Source organism: Bacillus sp. FSL M8-0063, from assembly GCF_038005545.1.
Classification (GTDB): Bacteria; Bacillota; Bacilli; order Bacillales; family Bacillaceae_G; genus Bacillus_A; species Bacillus_A wiedmannii.
This window is the reverse complement of sequence record NZ_JBBOTJ010000002.1, coordinates 697,095-711,246: the sequence shown is the minus strand read 5'-3', so window position 1 is coordinate 711,246 and position 14,152 is coordinate 697,095. Positions and strand designations below refer to the sequence as shown.

Genomic DNA, 14,152 nt, shown 5'->3' with positions numbered 1-14,152 from the left:
TTAACATTACTTATCTTCGTTTAAGCCCTTTTCTAACGCTTTCCACGCTAATGTTGCACATTTAATACGTGCAGGGAACTTGCATACGCCTTGTAATGCTTCAATATCTCCTAAATCAATGCTGTCATCGTACTCTTTTCCTAGCATCATGTCAGAGAAAATTTTAGAAAGCTGAAGTGCCTCTTCAATTTTCTTACCTTTTACTGCTTGTGTCATCATCGAAGCTGAAGACATTGAGATAGAACATCCTTCTCCTTCAAACTTCGCCTCTTGCACAATACCTTCTTCTACTTTCATCGTAAGTTGAATACGATCGCCGCAAGTTGGATTGTTCAAGTTAACAGTAACACTATCTTCTAACACGCCATTGTTACGAGGATTCTTATAATGATCCATAATAACTTGACGGTATAACGTATCTAAATTATTAAATGACATTTGTGAAATACTCCTTTGTCTTGATTAGCGATTCAACAAATGTATCAATTTCTTCTTTTGTATTATATAAATAGAAGCTCGCACGTGCTGTAGAAGAAGCTTTCAGCCACTTCATAAGCGGTTGTGCACAGTGGTGTCCTGCGCGAACCGCAATGCCTTCTACATCTAATACAGTTGCTACATCATGAGGATGTACGTCTTCAATATTAAATGTAACAAGACCAGCGCGATGCTTTGGACCATAAATTGTAACGCCATCTACTTCTGATAGTCTTTCTAAAGCATATTGCGCTAATTCATGTTCATGCTTTTCAATATTATGAAGACCGATTTCTTCTAGGAAATCAATTGCCGCACCAAGTCCGATTGCATTACCGATAATCGGTGTACCTGCTTCAAACTTCCACGGAAGCTCTTTCCAAGTAGATTCTTGTAAATCTACGAAATCAATCATTTCACCGCCAAATTCAATTGGCTCCATATTGTTCAGCAATTCTTTTTTACCATATAATACGCCGATACCTGTAGGTCCGCACATCTTATGAGCAGATAATGCGTAGAAATCACAGTTTAAATCTTGTACATCCACTTTCATATGAGGTGCACTTTGTGCTCCATCAACGATCATGATTGCACCGTTTTCGTGTGCGATTGCTCCGATTTCTTTTACAGGGTTAATCGTTCCAAGTACGTTTGATACTTGCATAATAGAAACGATTTTTGTATTCGGTGTAACTGTTTGACGAACATCTTCTAAAGAAATTGTACCGTCTGGTTGAAGCGGAAGGTATTTTAAAGTTGCACCAGTTTTCTTCGCAACTTGTTGCCACGGAATGATGTTACTATGGTGCTCCATGTAAGAAATAACGATTTCATCGCCTTCTTTTACATTTTCAAGACCATAGCTAGCCGCTACTGTATTTAATGCAGTTGTCGTTCCGCGCGTGAAAATAATCTCTTCCATTGATTTCGCGTTAATAAACTTGCGAACTTTCTCGCGTGCACCTTCATACGCGTCGGTAGCTTTCGTACCGAGCGTATGAACACCGCGATGCACGTTAGAATTATATTCTTTATAGTAACGTTCTAACGTTTCAATTACTTGAATTGGTTTTTGAGAAGTTGCTGCACTATCGAAATATACAAGTTGTTTGCCGTTCACTTTTTGATCAAGAATTGGAAACTGTTTGCGTATTTCATGAATATTCATTAGCGAACTTTCCTTTCAATTACCTCAACAAGCTGTGCTTTTACTCCTTCAATTGGAAGCTCATTTACTACAGGTGCTAAAAATCCATGGATGACTAAACGTTCTGCTTCGCGTTTTGGAATACCACGGCTCATCAAGTAGTATAATTGGTACGGATCTACGCGGCCTACTGAAGCTGCGTGACCTGCCATTACATCATCTTCGTCGATTAAAAGAATTGGGTTTGCATCACCGCGAGCTTTTTCATCTAACATAAGAACGCGAGAAGATTGTTGTGCATTTGATTTAGATGCACCGTGTTCAATCTTACCAATTCCGTTAAAGATAGATGTTGCACTATCTTTTTGTACACCGTGTTTTAAAATCCAACCTTCAGAGTGTTTACCGAAGTGAACAACTTTAGTTGTAAAGTTTTGCGTTTGGTTACCACGGCCAATTGTTACTGTTTTCGTATCAGCATATGAACCGTCGCCCATTAAGTTCGTAACGTTCTCTGAAATTGTGTTTCCGTCATTCATAAGGCCTAGAGCCCAATCAATGCGGCCGTCGCGTCCAACTACACCGCGGCGGTTAACGTAAGTTGTTACATCTTTTGCTAATAGATCAACCGCACCGAACTTCACTTGTGCGCCTTGTTCCACGATTACTTCTGCTACGATATTTGCAATACCTTTAGCATTTTCATTTGCAACGTAGTTTTCTACATAAGTTGCAGTACTGTTCGCATCAGCCACGAATAATACGTGGTTATATACGTTAGCTTCTTCGCCGTCTACTAAGAATACAGCTTGAAGTGGAGTTTCAAGAACAACGTTTTTCGGAACATATACAAATGCACCGCCGTTGATTAATGCAGCATGAAGTGCAGTTAAACGATGCTCGTCTACCTTCACGCCGTCTTTCATTAAATACTTTTGTAATAATTCAGCATGCTCTGTTGCAGCTGTTACGATGTCTGTAAAAATAACACCTTTTTCTTTTGCTTCGTCTGCTAAAGAAACGAATGCAGTTGTACCAGTACGTTGTACTAATACGCTGTTATTTTCATCGATTAAGTTTTTCACTGCTTCTGGAAGCTCTGTTAAAGAACTTACAGGCTCTTGCTTAGCAGCGTCGCCTTTTCCGATAAAGTCCCATTTTTCAATTTTCGTTTTATCAGGCGTTGGCATTGGAAGTTCAGTTGCTTGTGCAAGAGCTTGTAAGCGGAACTCAGTCAACCAAGCAGCTTCGTTTACTTCGCTTGCGCGCTGACGGATTGTTTCTTGATCGAAAGGTAATGTACCGATTGTCATGTTTATGCTCCTCTCTTACGCTTCTTGCTCTGCTGTTTCGTCTTCAATACCTAATTCTTTTTTAATCCAGTCGTAACCTTCAGCTTCTAGACGTTGTGCAAGCTCAGGGCCACCAGATTTAACGATACGACCGTTCATCATAACGTGAACGAAGTCTGGAGTGATGTAGTTTAATAAACGTTGGTAATGCGTAATCATTAGGCAACCGAAATCTTCGCCGCGCATTTGGTTAATACCTTTAGATACAACTTTTAATGCATCGATATCAAGACCTGAGTCGATTTCATCTAAGATTGCGATTTTTGGCTCAATCATCATTAATTGAAGAATTTCGTTACGTTTTTTCTCTCCACCAGAGAAACCTTCGTTTAAGTAACGTTGTGCCATTTCTGGATCCATTTCTAGGAATTCCATGTTTTTATCTAATGTACGGATAAATTTCATAAGAGAAATTTCATCGCCCTCTTCACGACGTGCATTAATTGCAGAACGTAAGAAGTCAGCGTTTGTTACTCCGCTAATTTCACTTGGATATTGCATTGCTAGGAATAGACCTGCTTGTGCGCGCTCGTCTACTTCCATTTCTAATACATCTTCACCGTCGATGATGATGCTACCTTCTGTTACTTCATACTTTGGGTGACCCATAATCGCAGAAGATAAAGTTGATTTACCTGTTCCGTTAGGTCCCATAATTGCGTGGATTTCTCCACCTTTTACTTCAAGGTTTACACCTTTTAAAATTTCTTTGCCATCAATTGATACGTGTAAGTCTTTAACCGTTAATGTAGAACCAGCCATCTCAATACCTCCATTAATCCTATATATACATTTTAAAAATTCCTAAAACGTTCATATTCTCATTTTATTCTCATTCTAATCTTATATCAAATAAAATGATATCGCAAACGACGAAAAAAAGTAACAATTTTTTCACAAATGTATATAAGTATTTCCCTTGCATCCTTATATGATACACCTTTCTTCTTATTTATATAAAGAAAAAAGGACTGGGAATTTTCCAGTCCTTTCCTTGTGTTTATTCACTTACCGGAAGTACAGCACCTTTATATTCTTTATTAATAAAGTCTTGGATTTCTTTTGAATGCAGTACTTCTACTAATTCTTTAATTTCTTTTTTCTTCTCGTCACCTTTACGAACTGCAATAATATTTGCGTACGGAGAGTCTGATCCTTCAATCGCAATTGCATCCTTTGTTGGATTTAACTTCGCATCAATTGCATAGTTTGAATTAATGAATAAAGCATCACCTTCATTATTTTCATACAGCTTTGGTGACAATCCAGGCTCTACATCTGTTTTAAACTTTAAGTTTTTCGGATTTTCTACAACATCTTTTACTGTTGCTTTAACAACATCTACACCGTCTTTTAATTTAATAACGCCGCCTTTTTGTAACAATGCGAGCATACGGCCACGCTCCGCTACGTTGTTACTCATAATAACTGTTCCGCCATCTGGAAGTTCTTTTAAACTTTTATATTTCTTAGAATAAATGCCCATTGGCTCTAAATGGATTTTTCCTGCGTTTACAATTTTATATCCCTTTTCTTGAATTTCTTTATCTAAGTAAGGAATGTGCTGGAAGTAGTTTGCATCAATTTCCTTATCCGCTAATGCTTTATTCGGCAGAACATAATCTTGGAATTTTTTAATTTCTAATTTAATACCCTTTTTCTCTAATATCGGCTGTGCCTTTTCTAAAATAACGGCGTGCGGCACGTTAGAAGCTCCTACAACAAGCTTATTCTCATCTTTCCCTCCGCAAGCAGCTAATGTAAATACAGACAGCGCTGTAACAACTGACAGTAGAATCTTTTTCATATGATGTCCCCTTCTCCCTTATAGTTATGTAGTTATAAAAAAGGGCCGGCATACACCAGCCCTTTTCAGCAATTATTCTTTTACAGGAACAACCGCTCCTTTATATTCTTTAGTAATAAAGTCTTCGATTTCTTTAGAATCCAATACTTCTACAAGCTCTTTAATCGCTTTTTTATCTTTATCACCTTTACGAACCACTAATACGTTTGCGTATGGAGAATCATCACCTTCAATTGCCATTGCATCTTTTTCTGGGTTTAATTTCGCATCAATTGCATAGTTCGAGTTAATTAAAACAGCGTCGCCTTCTTTATTGTTATACACTTGTGGTAATAAACCAGGCTCAATATCCGTTTTGAACTTTAAGTTTTTCGGATTATCTGCAATATCTTTTTGAGTTGCACTAACTGGATCTACTCCGTCTTTAATTTTTAAAATGCCTTCTTTTTGTAAAATCGCTAAACCACGTCCATGGTCAGTAACGGAATTACTCATAATAATTGTCGCCCCGTCTGGAAGTTCTTTTAAGCTCTTATATTTTTGAGAATATACACCGATTGGCTCTAAATGAATTTTCCCTGCTATTTCAAAATCATATTTTTTATCTTTCATTTCTTTTTCTAAATACGGAATGTGCTGGAAGTAGTTTGCATCTAAATCCTTATCCGCTAACGATTTATTTGGTAACACGTAATCTTGGAACTTTTTCACTTCTAATTCAATTCCTTTTTTCTCAAGTAACGGTTTCGCCTTTTCTAAAATTTCAGCGTGCGGTACGTTAGAAGCACCAACAACAAGTTTCTTTTCATCTTTATCTTTCCCGCCACAAGCAGCTAACCCAAAAATTGAAGTTGAAATAAGTGCTGTAAGTAATAATTTTTTCATTTGAAATATCCTCCCATTTTTTATTATCGTTTATCTATTCGAGTCGTTAAACTATCACCAATCCACTGAATGAAAAATACAACTAATAATACACAAATTGTCGCAACGATTGTTACATCGTTATTTCCTCGTTGGAATCCTTCTAAATAAGCAAGCGTTCCAAGGCCACCAGCACCAACAACTCCCGCCATTGCTGTATAGCCTACTAAAGCAATTGTCGTAACCGTGATACCAGATACTAATGCTGGTAACGATTCTGGAATTAACACTTTCAAAATAATTGTGCTTGTTTTTGCTCCCATTGCTTTCGAAGCTTCAATTACACCTTTATCAATTTCACGAAGCGCAATTTCAACCATTCTTGCGTAAAATGGTGCCGCTCCAATAATTAAAGCTGGAAGTGCTGCACTCGCTCCAAGAATTGTTCCAAGCAGAATCTTTGTGAATGGGATTAATAAAATGATTAAAATGATGAACGGTATCGAGCGGAAAATGTTTACGAACGCTCCAATCCCCGTGTTAACCGCTTTGTTTTCCCATAAATTATCTTTCGCTGTCATAAAGAGTAACAATCCTAAAATTAGTCCTAATACAAATGTGGCAAGAGCTGCGATTGCCGTCATATATAACGTTTCACCAGTTGCTTCTAACATTTGATTCCAATCAACATTTGCAATTAACTTATCCATGTGCAATCACCTCCAGCTCTACTTGATCTTGATGTATTCCCTCTATTGCTTGCTGAATCGCTGTTTCCTCACCATTTAAATGAACAACTAAACTACCGTAAGAGCCGTTATTCGTTTGTGCGATGTTTCCTTGCAAAATGCTAACTTCTATATCACTGCGTTGCATTAATCTTTGAAGTACTGGTCTTTCTACAGCTTCACCGATAAACTGCAAACGAATTACTTTACCATCTGGATACTTTTCAATTAAACTTTCAATCGTTTCATTTGTATCTTCAGAATCCGTTAACTGCTGTACAAATCGCTTTGTAATGTCTTTCTGCGGATTGCGGAATACATCAAGTACTGGACCCGTTTCTACAATCTTTCCTTTCTCCATTACCGCCACTCGATTACAAATCTTTCGAATCACGTGCATCTCGTGTGTAATGAGTACAATTGTTAAACCGAGACGCTTATTAATATCTAATAATAAATCTAAAATTTGATCTGTCGTTTCTGGATCAAGAGCTGATGTCGCTTCATCACATAAAAGCACTTGTGGGTTGTTAGCTAATGCTCTTGCAATACCAACGCGTTGCTTTTGTCCTCCGCTTAGCTGAGATGGATACGCGTCTCCTCTTCCTTCTAATCCAACAAGATGAATTAACTCATCTACGCGTTTTCTTCTCTTCGCCTTATCGACACCTGCAATTTCAAGTGGGAACTCGATATTTTCGCGTACAGTTCGTGACCAAAGTAAGTTGAAGTGCTGAAAAATCATTCCGATTTCTTGCCTTGCCTTACGAAGTTCACTCCCTGTAATTGCTGAAATCACACGATTTGCAATTGTAATTTGGCCAGAAGTTGGTTTCTCTAACTGATTGAATAATCTAATTAACGAACTTTTCCCAGCGCCACTATATCCGATAACACCAAAGATTTCACCTTTGTCTATTTTTAAATTGGCATTATCTACAGCAGTGACATCACCGCTTTTTGCTTTATATATTTTCTTTACATTTTCTAACAAGATCATGATGTTCACCCCTTTTTTTGTTCTAGCCGCTGAAGCTAGATTTTTGGTCGACTCCGCAATTTTTTATTTTTAATGCGTGTAGTCCACCGTTATCACTACTTTTATTATTTGAATGTCCTCCACATTCAAACAACAAAAAAACCTTTCCGCTTTTAGAGAAGCAGAAAGGTTTATATGCGTATATAACAACATTATCCCTCTCTCTCATCTCTCAAAGCATTTGCTTTGCAGGAATTGGCACCATTTCAACATAAGTTGACGGTTGCCGGGCTTCACAGGGCACAGTCCCTCCACCTCTCTTGATAAGAGAAATCAGATTACATTTTCGTCTGATTTGTAATTTATGAAATTGTCTATATTTTATGAATTGAATTGTATCAATATCCATACGCCATGTCAACAGAAATTTTCGTAAAAAAAGAAACTTCAGACTTTTAAGCACCCACTGACATCGGCTTACATATATGAAACATCGATTCAACTAATAGCATCGTTCGATACGTGCCCGAATATTGTACACGTCCATCGTTCATTAACATTTGCAATCGTACATTTCCGTTCACCAATTGTTTTACATCTTCCTCATCTACACAAACGATTTGCTCCGTTCCTCGTTCCTCATGTAGCAGCTCTATATAATCTCTTGAAATTTGTAACGAACAACTTTCATCTCCAAAGCGGAAATTAACAGTTCTTTCTCCTTGTCTTAAAAGCGGCTCTAAATGATATTGACCATTAGCGTAATTTACAAATGATTGCAGCAAAGAATATAATTTCACCCTAAATCACATCCTTCATATCACTTTCTATTACACATACCATTCCCTCTCACTAAAGAGCAATCCTGTTACTTTCGCTCGACAAATACTGTAGCCACCCTGCATCTCGACATATTTCCCGAGAAATATGTCGAGGCGGCAAAAACTTTGCCGCCTACTTTAATTCCGTATATAAATATTCAACCGAATGAAATGCATATATCTTCTTCATGAGTGTCCCATTTTCAAAAACAAGTAAACACGGTACACTTTCTATCCCATACTCTTTCGCTAAATGCGGGGCATAATTTAAATCTAACATTCCAATTTTCAAATCTTCAATTGTCATCTCAACGACCGTTAACATCTTCTTTGCCAATTGGCATGTTCCACACATTGGTGTATACACATATAACACTGTTTTTTCTTCATTTCCTATTAGGGCTGTAGCTTCGGCACCTGTCCAATCAATCACTTCTATCATTCCTTACCGTAAATATTCTGTATAAACGTCAATGTCAGCTCCCCATAATACATTTGCTAAGTGTGAAGATGGCGCAGTTGCCACTTCTCGGTACGAGCGATCAATATAAATATGCTCTGCTTGCGGAAATTCTTTTCGAAACTGTTTCCTTAACTTTTCTCCAGCATCATCAGCATCCACTAGTACATACACTTCCTTATCAAAAAACTGATCAATGAGCTCATCCATTTTCGATAAACCAATTGTACCATTTGTACAAACAATTTCCACCGGTTCACGAATAATAGATTCAATCTTTCTTCTATCTGATTTACCTTCTACAATAATGACTTTTTCCACATAAATCATATGTCATCACCCGATCACCATATACTATACAACCTTTAACTTAGTATATAGTATATTCGTTATTTTCATGTTGTTTCCTGTTTATTTTTGCAAAAGAAAAGCGCAAGCGGCTCGTTCAGATTACGAAGCCACATGAAACCTTACCGAAAAACGTTCATTCCCATAATAGCTTATTCATTTACACTCGATTTTAAATGTATTATGTAACACAAAATAAAAAAGGACAGCACAAAGGCTGTCCTTTAGTCGACTATAATTAGTCTTGGTTTGTCATTTCTGCATATTTTTCTGCAGTTAATAACTTCTCAACTTGGCTTGCATCAGAAAGTTCAACTTTAACCATCCATGCACCCTCGTATGGAGATTCGTTAACTAGTTCTGGTTGGTCACTTAATTCTTCGTTTACTGCTACAACTTTACCACTTACAGGTGCGTATAATTCAGAAACTGTTTTAACAGATTCTACGCTTCCGAATGGCTCGTCAGCTTCGATTGTTGCACCTACTTCAGGAAGTTCAACGAATACGATATCGCCTAACTCACCTTGCGCAAAATGAGTAATACCGATAACAACCGCATTACCTTCTGTTTTTACCCATTCGTGTTCTTCAGAGTAACGTAAATTATTTGGAATGCTCATGACTGTACCTCCAGTGAATGTATTAATTATGTAAAAATACCTTATTGGTACTTTTTCCACACACTTTCAAACTGCTCTTCGTTAAAACCAAGTGTTACACTCGTTCCATCTGTTACAATTGGACGTTTAATTAACATGCCATCAGATGCTAAAAGCTCATACATTTCGTCTTCGCTTGCATCCTTTAACTTATCTTTTAAACCAAGTTCGCGGTAACGCATTCCACTTGTATTAAAGAATTTTTTTAATGGTAATTCACTTTTCTCATGTAAATTACGTAAATCTTCTTTTGACGGTGGATTTTCAACAATATGAATCATCTCATATGCTACATCGTTTGCCTCAAACCATTTCTTTGCTTTTTGACATGTGCCACACTTTGGATATGAATAAAATGTTACTGTCATAAATTCACCTACTTTTTTACTAACCTTTACCTTTATCATATAGAAAACGTTTTATTATTTCAAACGATTATTCGCTAAACTTTTACTTATTTCGTGATAATTTTTAATAATCCTGCAAATTTTTCTTATTTTTCCGCCATTTATTAAGAAAAAATAAATATATAATTTTTTTAAATTTTTTTCTCATCCCACGCCGAACATATATCTTAAACAAACGTTTGATTAACTCCCTATTTTTCTTTGTTAACCCTTGAATTGCATCGGTTTCTTTCTACCGAACATACACCTTAAACAAACGTTTGATTAATTTCCTACTTTTCTTTGTTAACCTTTGAGTTGCATCGGTTTCTTTCTACCGAACATACATCTTAAACAAACGTTTATTTAACCATTTCAGCCTATAATCACAGAACCCGGAAACACTTTAAATGACAAAGGCGTACAGATAAAAGGAACTAACGATTTTGGCCGTAATAGTGAGAGTATTCCATGATGTTGAAGAAATTACTGCAAAGAAAAAAGACGCATTTAAATGGATGCGTCTTTTGGAGATGTTTCTTTTGTGAAATCATATAAAGCAATTGCGCCTAAAATAACCAATATACTTTCAGGGGCATCTAACAAAATAGTTCTCCAAGTTTCTGAGACTACCCATTTAATACCTGCCGCTGATTCGAGATATGCTTGAAAATAACTGATTGTAAAATCAATTACACATAAACATACAAGTAATGTTAGACCAAATCGAATTAATTTCTTGTTTTTAAACATATAACACCTCTCAAAATTCATTGGATATTTCTGATTTTAGTTCGTTATATACAAAAATCCCTATATTTAATTTTAACATAGAAAATATCCAAATAAATACAATATGCACATTTGCATATTTCATGAATATTGAGGAACTACTTTTAATAAAAAAGCCCTACTAGTGTAGGACAAAATAGCTTTAGCAATCCCAACAAGTAATCGCATAAATAACAGAATCAGTTGAACCACCATATAGACAATCCCAGCTCTTGAAATAAGGGAAAATCCCTGTTCCTGGCCACCAACCATAATGAATAACCCGCCGCATAACGCTACAACGGATGCAATAGCACCGACAGGTAAGAAATTACTGCAAAGAAAAAGCCATGTATACACATGACTTTCATAGCATAATCACTTCTATATTCAATACAAATTAAAGTGAATTATATTTCTTTACTTTTAAAGGAATAGATATTACATATAAATCTATAGCATAAGTAATAATCAAAATCCCTTTTCCTTCATCAGCAAATTTTGCTTGCAGAAACTTTTCTGAAACTTTCCTTTTTCTCCATCTCTTTGGAAGGTATTCGAATCCTAAGAACATAATAATAGCCCGATACTCATTAACTTAACTACTTTTCTTTTTTCCATGATATTTCAAATTCTCCACCATGTTCTTCTGTTATAATTTTAACTTTATATGTATCATCTTTAGACACTTTAATATTATTTTTACTGTTTCCACTATTAACTTCCAGTATTGTATTATCATTTGAATCTAAAACATAAGCCTTTATGGTTCCTTGCTTCGTTTTATCATCAAAGATAAATATCCAGCTTTCACCTTTTTTTACATCCATATCTTGAGTTGCAAAACCTGTGAAACTTTTATACTTTCCATCTATACTATTTGAACCTCCATGAACCTTACCACCAACAATCGTTCCCTCTCTTGTAAAACAACCACTAAGAACTACCAAACATAGAACAAATAATAATGTATTTTTAATAGTTTTCAACATCATTCCCCCCTTATCCTCACAATACATATCCTCTTATTTACATTTTTTCTTTCATAAAGAAAAATGGATCTTTGTCCCCGTAAATAACGTAATGAATGTTGACAATCCCCTTGTTAGAGTACCATATTAAAAATAAAAAGGAGTAATAAGCAATGGATATTAAAATAGTGGATATATCAGAAAAATTATTAGATGGATATAAAGTTTTAGTTCAAGTAGATAGCAATCCATTTATCACTGAGTGTGATGGGGATAAGCCAGAAAAAAACGAAAACTATAATGTAGAAATACATATAGATGATGAATTTATATGGAATACAAATATAACCTTTTCAGATAAAAATGCAAATGCAATAATTCAGAATAGTAAAGGCTTTAAAGTAATTGCTAAGCTAGATTATAACAGTGAGGATAACTTAGCAACACTAAATATCTACGATAGTATCATACTAATTGATTTAGAAGGAATTGAGCAAGATATAACAAATGAATGGGTAGAAATGCAGTGCACTTCAATTAAGATATTTAATACTAATTTTTAACAGAAATCCATTACATAACTATGGCATAGTCGTTATGATGTAGTGAGGTATAGAAAGAGTAAGCGAGTATATAAATAAACATGTTTATATGCATATGAATATCCTACTGCAATTCCTGCTCAAGCAGACGCCACTAACCATACCTTAGCCACTCATAACCGCAAGTCCAGTCTCAACAGGAACGCTTATTGGCCATAATGAAGCTAAAGCTGCTTGCATACTTGCCCACAAACCAATACCAATCGCAAGGGGGGAGATGTGGAACTAACATTATCATCCCTTGATAAAACGAGCTAATACTCGATGCGCTTTATTAAATTTTATAATTAAATCTGCAATAGCTGATATAAAATTATAAATCGGTATCATTACAGCCGCGAATGCATCTGGCATACGTTGTAAAGCTTGCGTGAGCTTCTCAATCACATTGTTATATGCTTCTACATAAAAAAATAAGAAGCCTCGTTTACAGGCTCCTTCATCATCTATTCAAATAATCTGCAATTGTTTGAAATACTACGATATACATATTATGAATACTTTCTTCTGTATTTCCACCATTCGATAAACCAACTGCCCATTGTTGTCCTTCACCACTTCCGATATTTGCAAAACCTTGCGTATACATAGCATTTACATCTTTTCGTGCACTGTTATACTCTATCCCTTTTGTAATAAAAGTTGAATATGATTTATCTTGTAAACCAATAAAAAACACTGGTTTCTTTAGCGATGAAAATACATCTTTATACTGCTCTGTTGAGGCTTCTTGAAAGTGATCTTTCATTATTAGAAAACCATCCACTTCCTTAGATTTCTTTTCCAATTCCTCTAACTTCACATTTTCAAACTTTATATTTCTAAACGTATCTTTCGGCTTTTCTCCAATAACTCCAATTACGAGTGCTCTCCCGTTATATTCTAATTTCTCTCCTTCTTTATCCTTTGCACACCCAGCACTCACTAGGCATATCAATATAAAAAATAAGAAATACGATAAACGCTTCATTTAGCACCCTCCCCTTCTTTTAAGTCAAGTGACGAAAACGTAAGGTTAATTCAAGAAAATGTAAGTAAAATCGATAGCTCAAATGACATTTCTATATTATAATCAATTGAATTTACTTACATTACTAAACATAGGAGATTATCATGAAGAAATTTAAACTTTCATCTTTTCTTCCGTTAAGTTATATACTTCTACTCGTACTCGTAAGTCCCCTTTACGATGTATTAAATAAATCTACTGTACACGCAGTAGATGTCACAACTGTAGTAGATGATTGGATTCCATTTGTGAAAGCATTTATTATTCCTTATTTACTTTGGTTTCCTTACTTATACGGCGCACTTATTTATTATTGCTTTGCAGATCGAAAACAATATTATGTCACTTTAAGTAGTATAATTTTTGGAAAACTTGCTTGTTTTTCTATTTATTATTTTTGGCAAACAACTGTACCACGTCCAACAGTCGTTGGATCAGACGTATTTTCCGAACTAGTCCGCTATATTTATAGTATCGATCAGCCGGTAAACTGTTTCCCTAGCATTCACGTTCTTACTACCTTTGTGATTATGCTAGCTGCCTTTAAACGTAGAGAACAACATGCTTTTGAATATTATATTCTTACCTTCTTCGGTACGCTTATTATTTTATCAACGCTATTTACGAAGCAACACGCATTTGTAGACGCCATTTCTGGAATGACGCTTGCAAGCATACTTTACTTCGGCGTTCAGCTTTTATTAGCAAAAGAAACTGTACGTGTTCCAGTAAAACAAAATCACAAAATGTAAAAAGCAGACTGTGG

The 14,152-nt window shown here is 35.7% G+C and carries 19 protein-coding genes, 1 pseudogene and 1 riboswitch; of the genes and pseudogenes, 2 read left to right on the top strand and 18 right to left on the bottom strand.

The genetic code is table 11. The features are described from left to right. Nucleotides 1-6: 6 nt before the first annotated feature. The 16 genes and pseudogenes from sufU to MKX31_RS26045 form a co-directional block, all read right to left on the bottom strand. Complete coding sequence (gene sufU / locus MKX31_RS26120) at nucleotides 7-438, bottom strand: Fe-S cluster assembly sulfur transfer protein SufU (RefSeq protein ID WP_000009525.1); 432 nt, start codon at nucleotides 436-438, stop codon at nucleotides 7-9. Then, complete coding sequence (gene sufS / locus MKX31_RS26115; protein ID WP_001020765.1) at nucleotides 428-1,648, bottom strand: cysteine desulfurase SufS; 1,221 nt, start codon at nucleotides 1,646-1,648, stop codon at nucleotides 428-430. The genes sufU and sufS overlap by 11 nt, the downstream gene beginning before the upstream one ends. Further along, on the bottom strand, nucleotides 1,648-2,940 hold the full coding sequence (sufD, locus tag MKX31_RS26110) for a Fe-S cluster assembly protein SufD (RefSeq protein WP_000152177.1): 1,293 nt from the start codon (nucleotides 2,938-2,940) through the stop codon (nucleotides 1,648-1,650). The genes sufS and sufD overlap by 1 nt, the downstream gene beginning before the upstream one ends. Nucleotides 2,941-2,955: 15 nt before the next feature. Beyond that, nucleotides 2,956-3,741: a Fe-S cluster assembly ATPase SufC gene (gene sufC / locus MKX31_RS26105; RefSeq protein ID WP_000929161.1), complete on the bottom strand. Its 786-nt coding sequence runs from the start codon at nucleotides 3,739-3,741 to the stop codon at nucleotides 2,956-2,958. A 238-nt stretch (nucleotides 3,742-3,979) separates the two neighbouring features. After that, on the bottom strand, nucleotides 3,980-4,786 hold the full coding sequence (metQ, locus tag MKX31_RS26100) for a methionine ABC transporter substrate-binding lipoprotein MetQ (protein WP_087986017.1): 807 nt from the start codon (nucleotides 4,784-4,786) through the stop codon (nucleotides 3,980-3,982). Nucleotides 4,787-4,858: 72 nt separating this feature from the next. Further along, nucleotides 4,859-5,671 carry a methionine ABC transporter substrate-binding lipoprotein MetQ gene (gene metQ, locus MKX31_RS26095; RefSeq protein ID WP_340981694.1) on the bottom strand — a complete coding sequence of 271 codons (813 nt, stop codon included), beginning with the start codon at nucleotides 5,669-5,671 and terminating at the stop codon, nucleotides 4,859-4,861. A gap of 23 nt (nucleotides 5,672-5,694) precedes the next feature. Further along, entirely contained in the window at nucleotides 5,695-6,360 is a 666-nt protein-coding gene (locus tag MKX31_RS26090; protein WP_000359328.1) for a methionine ABC transporter permease, read from the bottom strand. Next, nucleotides 6,353-7,378, bottom strand: coding sequence for a methionine ABC transporter ATP-binding protein (locus MKX31_RS26085; RefSeq protein WP_000601755.1), 1,026 nt, complete (start codon nucleotides 7,376-7,378; stop codon nucleotides 6,353-6,355). Before MKX31_RS26085 ends, MKX31_RS26090 begins: the two co-directional genes overlap by 8 nt. Nucleotides 7,379-7,579: 201 nt before the next feature. After that, a riboswitch (SAM riboswitch) is annotated at nucleotides 7,580-7,687 on the bottom strand. A gap of 125 nt (nucleotides 7,688-7,812) precedes the next feature. Next, a complete protein-coding gene (locus MKX31_RS26080; RefSeq protein ID WP_064476281.1) occupies nucleotides 7,813-8,157 on the bottom strand; it encodes a hypothetical protein in 345 nt (114 codons plus the stop codon). A gap of 154 nt (nucleotides 8,158-8,311) precedes the next feature. After that, nucleotides 8,312-8,620: a thioredoxin family protein gene (locus MKX31_RS26075; RefSeq protein ID WP_081257354.1), complete on the bottom strand. Its 309-nt coding sequence runs from the start codon at nucleotides 8,618-8,620 to the stop codon at nucleotides 8,312-8,314. Nucleotides 8,621-8,623: 3 nt separating this feature from the next. Next, entirely contained in the window at nucleotides 8,624-8,968 is a 345-nt protein-coding gene (locus MKX31_RS26070) for a toprim domain-containing protein (RefSeq protein WP_000640866.1), read from the bottom strand. A 256-nt stretch (nucleotides 8,969-9,224) separates the two neighbouring features. Beyond that, nucleotides 9,225-9,608 (bottom strand): glycine cleavage system protein GcvH, encoded by a 384-nt coding sequence (gene gcvH / locus MKX31_RS26065; RefSeq protein WP_088046856.1) that lies wholly within the window; start codon nucleotides 9,606-9,608, stop codon nucleotides 9,225-9,227. A 41-nt stretch (nucleotides 9,609-9,649) separates the two neighbouring features. Then, the gene (locus tag MKX31_RS26060) at nucleotides 9,650-10,015 is read right to left on the bottom strand and encodes an arsenate reductase family protein (protein ID WP_002129756.1); all 366 of its coding nucleotides are present in this window, start codon (nucleotides 10,013-10,015) and stop codon (nucleotides 9,650-9,652) included. Nucleotides 10,016-10,543: 528 nt separating this feature from the next. Beyond that, the gene (locus MKX31_RS26055; protein ID WP_141525236.1) at nucleotides 10,544-10,786 is read right to left on the bottom strand and encodes a DUF3937 family protein; all 243 of its coding nucleotides are present in this window, start codon (nucleotides 10,784-10,786) and stop codon (nucleotides 10,544-10,546) included. A 120-nt stretch (nucleotides 10,787-10,906) separates the two neighbouring features. After that, nucleotides 10,907-11,116: pseudogene (locus tag MKX31_RS26050) on the bottom strand (hypothetical protein); the annotation flags it as partial. A gap of 290 nt (nucleotides 11,117-11,406) precedes the next feature. Continuing rightward, nucleotides 11,407-11,796 (bottom strand): hypothetical protein, encoded by a 390-nt coding sequence (locus MKX31_RS26045; RefSeq protein ID WP_141530027.1) that lies wholly within the window; start codon nucleotides 11,794-11,796, stop codon nucleotides 11,407-11,409. 152 nt (nucleotides 11,797-11,948) lie between these two features. Here MKX31_RS26045 and MKX31_RS26040 point away from each other — a divergent pair, with 152 nt between their 5' ends. Continuing rightward, nucleotides 11,949-12,338 carry a hypothetical protein gene (locus tag MKX31_RS26040; RefSeq protein WP_340981693.1) on the top strand — a complete coding sequence of 130 codons (390 nt, stop codon included), beginning with the start codon at nucleotides 11,949-11,951 and terminating at the stop codon, nucleotides 12,336-12,338. 273 nt (nucleotides 12,339-12,611) lie between these two features. Here the strand turns inward: MKX31_RS26040 and MKX31_RS26035 are convergent, their stop codons facing one another. Both MKX31_RS26035 and MKX31_RS26030 read right to left on the bottom strand, forming a co-directional pair. Beyond that, nucleotides 12,612-12,764, bottom strand: coding sequence for a hypothetical protein (locus MKX31_RS26035; RefSeq protein ID WP_002034624.1), 153 nt, complete (start codon nucleotides 12,762-12,764; stop codon nucleotides 12,612-12,614). A gap of 55 nt (nucleotides 12,765-12,819) precedes the next feature. Further along, entirely contained in the window at nucleotides 12,820-13,347 is a 528-nt protein-coding gene (locus MKX31_RS26030; RefSeq protein ID WP_064476276.1) for a hypothetical protein, read from the bottom strand. A gap of 143 nt (nucleotides 13,348-13,490) precedes the next feature. On the opposite strand from MKX31_RS26030, the gene MKX31_RS26025 reads away from it, so the two are divergent. Continuing rightward, the gene (locus tag MKX31_RS26025) at nucleotides 13,491-14,138 is read left to right on the top strand and encodes a phosphatase PAP2 family protein (RefSeq protein WP_064476275.1); all 648 of its coding nucleotides are present in this window, start codon (nucleotides 13,491-13,493) and stop codon (nucleotides 14,136-14,138) included. The last annotated feature ends 14 nt before the right edge of the window (nucleotides 14,139-14,152 follow it).

Bases quoted from the DNA above. Each gene is read 5' to 3' on its own strand.
- sufS (WP_001020765.1), bottom strand. From the start codon at position 1,648: ATGAATATTCATGAAATACGCAAACAGTTTCCAATTCTTGATCAAAAA.
- MKX31_RS26055 (WP_141525236.1), bottom strand. From the start codon at position 10,786: ATGTTTAAAAACAAGAAATTAATTCGATTTGGTCTAACATTACTTGTA.
- gcvH (WP_088046856.1), bottom strand. From the start codon at position 9,608: ATGAGCATTCCAAATAATTTACGTTACTCTGAAGAACACGAATGGGTA.
- MKX31_RS26040 (WP_340981693.1), top strand. From the start codon at position 11,949: ATGGATATTAAAATAGTGGATATATCAGAAAAATTATTAGATGGATAT.
- MKX31_RS26090 (WP_000359328.1), bottom strand. From the start codon at position 6,360: ATGGATAAGTTAATTGCAAATGTTGATTGGAATCAAATGTTAGAAGCA.
- sufC (WP_000929161.1), bottom strand. From the start codon at position 3,741: ATGGCTGGTTCTACATTAACGGTTAAAGACTTACACGTATCAATTGAT.
- MKX31_RS26060 (WP_002129756.1), bottom strand. From the start codon at position 10,015: ATGACAGTAACATTTTATTCATATCCAAAGTGTGGCACATGTCAAAAA.
- MKX31_RS26075 (WP_081257354.1), bottom strand. From the start codon at position 8,620: ATGATAGAAGTGATTGATTGGACAGGTGCCGAAGCTACAGCCCTAATA.
- MKX31_RS26025 (WP_064476275.1), top strand. From the start codon at position 13,491: ATGAAGAAATTTAAACTTTCATCTTTTCTTCCGTTAAGTTATATACTT.
- sufU (WP_000009525.1), bottom strand. From the start codon at position 438: ATGTCATTTAATAATTTAGATACGTTATACCGTCAAGTTATTATGGAT.
- metQ (WP_087986017.1), bottom strand. From the start codon at position 4,786: ATGAAAAAGATTCTACTGTCAGTTGTTACAGCGCTGTCTGTATTTACA.
- metQ (WP_340981694.1), bottom strand. From the start codon at position 5,671: ATGAAAAAATTATTACTTACAGCACTTATTTCAACTTCAATTTTTGGG.
- MKX31_RS26030 (WP_064476276.1), bottom strand. From the start codon at position 13,347: ATGAAGCGTTTATCGTATTTCTTATTTTTTATATTGATATGCCTAGTG.
- MKX31_RS26045 (WP_141530027.1), bottom strand. From the start codon at position 11,796: ATGTTGAAAACTATTAAAAATACATTATTATTTGTTCTATGTTTGGTA.
- MKX31_RS26085 (WP_000601755.1), bottom strand. From the start codon at position 7,378: ATGATCTTGTTAGAAAATGTAAAGAAAATATATAAAGCAAAAAGCGGT.
- sufD (WP_000152177.1), bottom strand. From the start codon at position 2,940: ATGACAATCGGTACATTACCTTTCGATCAAGAAACAATCCGTCAGCGC.
- MKX31_RS26070 (WP_000640866.1), bottom strand. From the start codon at position 8,968: ATGATTTATGTGGAAAAAGTCATTATTGTAGAAGGTAAATCAGATAGA.